Annotated in this window: 2 protein-coding genes; one reads left to right on the top strand and one right to left on the bottom strand. The window is 56.1% G+C overall.

The window, feature by feature from the left end; translation table 11 throughout:
- The first annotated feature begins 121 nt into the window (after positions 1–121).
- Positions 122–1,282, top strand: coding sequence for an oxalate decarboxylase family bicupin (locus ABEV74_RS22925; protein ID WP_430149996.1), 1,161 nt, complete (start codon positions 122–124; stop codon positions 1,280–1,282).
- Between the two features lie 232 nt (positions 1,283–1,514).
- On the opposite strand, the gene ABEV74_RS22920 is transcribed toward ABEV74_RS22925, so the two are convergent.
- Positions 1,515–1,646, bottom strand: a complete 132-nt coding sequence (locus tag ABEV74_RS22920; RefSeq protein ID WP_430149993.1) for a hypothetical protein — start codon at positions 1,644–1,646, stop codon at positions 1,515–1,517.
- Positions 1,647–1,987 lie beyond the last annotated feature (341 nt).

Raw genomic sequence — 1,987 nt, 5'->3', positions numbered from 1 at the left:
GCTTTCGAAATTTAGGATTATATGTTGTCGGCGTCCGATCATGATATTTTTTTGCATCCTTCACCGTTCATAACGAACAGGCCGCATCATAAACTTCATGTGATGAAGGGAGTGGAAGTCGATGAAAGTGCCTCAACCGATCCGCAGCGACGGCGCCGGCGGCCCCGATCGCGGTCCGCGCGATATTATGAGGGATTTGGAAAATCCGGACATGTTGGTTCCGCCTGCCACGGACAGCGGTTTGCTGCCCAATCTGAAAATGTCCTTCTCCGATACGCATATGGAATTGTTCCCCGGCGGCTGGTCACGGGAGATTACCATTCGGGAATTGCCGGTTGCCACCACCCTTGCGGGGGTCAATATGAGCCTGACTCCGGGCGGCGTGCGCGAGCTGCACTGGCATCAGCAGGCGGAGTGGTCCTATATGCTGCTCGGCAGCGCCCGCATTACGGCTGTCGATCAGAACGGACGGAATTTTATTGCGGATGTCGGTCCGGGCGACCTGTGGTATTTTCCGGCAGGCATTCCGCACTCGATTCAAGGTCTGGAGGAAGGGTGCGAATTTTTGCTCGTATTCGACGACGGCCATTTCTCCGATCTGAACACCTTGACGATCTCCGACTGGTTCGCGCACACGCCGAAGGATGTGCTGTCCGCCAACTTCGGCGTTCCCGAGCACGCGTTCGACTCCATCCCGACCGAACAGTTTTACATTTTTCAGGATCGGGTTCCCGGTCCGCTGGAAAGCCAACGAGTCGATTCCCCGTACGGTACCGTGCCGCTCGGTTTCAAGCATCGGCTGCTGGCGCAGAAGCCGATGAAATTCCCGGGGGGAAGCGTCAGAATTGTGGATTCCTCCAATTTTCCCATATCCAAAACGGTCGCGGCCGCACTGGTCGAGATCGAACCGGGAGCGATGCGGGAGCTGCATTGGCATCCCAATCAGGACGAATGGCAGTATTATTTGACAGGACAAGGGAGAATGACGGTATTCTCCGGCAACGGGGCGGCCAGAACGTTCAACTATCGGGCGGGCGACGTCGGCTACGTCCCCTTCGCCTTCGGCCACTATATCCAGAATACCGGAGATGAAACGTTATGGTATCTGGAAATCTTCAAAAGCGACCGGTTTGCCGATATTTCGCTTACCCAATGGATGACGCTGACCCCTCGCGAACTGGTCCGGGACAATCTTCGAGTCGGTCATACATTGCTCGATGCGTTGCGGAAGGAAAAGGAGCCTGTCGTGAAGTTCCCGGGATTTACCTATTACCCGAGATAGCCGCGTTCCTCCGGCGCAGTTCCGGATTTCGCCGCGAACATCTCCCCAGCGCGCGGCTCGCCGCATGGTGGCGGTCAACCACCTGTTATATGGGGTTTCACCCGTTTCCACAGTTTCCACAGGCACATACGCAGTCTTCCGCGTGTCCATCAGTCGAGTCTCTCTGACGGCATTGCGTCTTTGTTTGAAGATCGGCTCTGATTCGCCGAGGCGTCGGAATGCCTTATATCGCTCAGCCGCGAGCCGCCCGCTCGCCGGGCTGCGCTTGATGCGGGCGGTCCCCGTTGACGGTCGCATGCGGTTTGACCGTCCGCCATGCGACGGCAGACAGGCGGCCGGTTGCAAACCAGCCGCCTGTGCGCATCGCGCCGTTCGCCTGAGCAAGCCCGATGTGCATGGCGAACAGTGCATTTCAAAATCAATTTACTGAACACGGCCTCTTCAAATCCGAGGCTGATATGGTTCCAAGGGGAAGGGGGTGATGACGTCGGCAATCGACATGCGACCATATTCCTATTTCCCCGGAAATATTTCTGGTTGAAATACCTATGGCAAGGCCGTTCGAGGGCGAAGGTTTCAGACCGGCGGCAGCTTATTCGGCTTATGCGGATGCCGGTTCGCCGTCTACCGTCTACGTTCTACCTTCTACCTTCTACCTTCTACCTTCTACCTTCTATCTTCTATCTTCTATCTTGAAAATCTAAG

The sequence above is a fragment of the Paenibacillus cisolokensis genome (assembly GCF_050481165.1).
GTDB classification, from domain to species: Bacteria; Bacillota; Bacilli; order Paenibacillales; family Paenibacillaceae; genus Paenibacillus_AH; species Paenibacillus_AH cisolokensis.
This window is presented reverse-complemented; position numbering and strand designations above follow the sequence as displayed.

Coding starts and splice junctions, on each gene's coding strand:
- ABEV74_RS22925 (WP_430149996.1), top strand. CDS start 122: ATGAAAGTGCCTCAACCGATCCGCAGCGACGGCGCCGGCGGCCCCGAT.
- ABEV74_RS22920 (WP_430149993.1), bottom strand. CDS start 1,646: ATGCGCACAGGCGGCTGGTTTGCAACCGGCCGCCTGTCTGCCGTCGCA.